General features: G+C 41.2%; 1 pseudogene. It reads right to left on the bottom strand.

The features are described 5' to 3' along the window. A pseudogene (locus A3751_RS17270) lies at positions 1-257 on the bottom strand (DNA (cytosine-5-)-methyltransferase); the annotation flags it as partial. Between the last annotated feature and the right edge of the window lie 163 nt (positions 258-420).

Below are 420 nucleotides of genomic sequence, written 5' to 3'. Positions count from 1 at the left end.
CCAATACCTGCAAATAGATCGATAAAGGTGAACTTTGCATTGTCATAATGCCGAGGCTTTTGGGGAAGCATGTCAGCTAGCAGGGCGGCTTCATGCTCGCTGAAAGTTCGATCTAGTTTACCCTTAAGAATCCGGTTTATTGTTTCACGACACCAATCGGCTTCCACGAGCGGGTTCAAAAATTCAGCGATCTGCTTTTGGTCATAAACCTCTAGCAGCCTTTTTAATAAATCGATTGTTTCTTCTTTGTTCAGCATGTTTTCTCTCTGGGTCAATCGAGTGACAAGCTAACATTCGTTTGGGTTGGTTTGCAATAAGCGTTTAGGTAATTTGGTCAGGATTATTTGCCAGAATTTTGCTCCTAGATTTTTTGTGAAGAAGTTGCGTTGGTTATGACCAAATATTAAATCAGATACACGC

It is taken from the genome of Oleiphilus sp. HI0080, assembly GCF_001635135.1.
The sequence above is the reverse complement of the archived record's forward strand: the minus strand, read 5'-3'. Positions and strand labels throughout refer to the sequence as shown.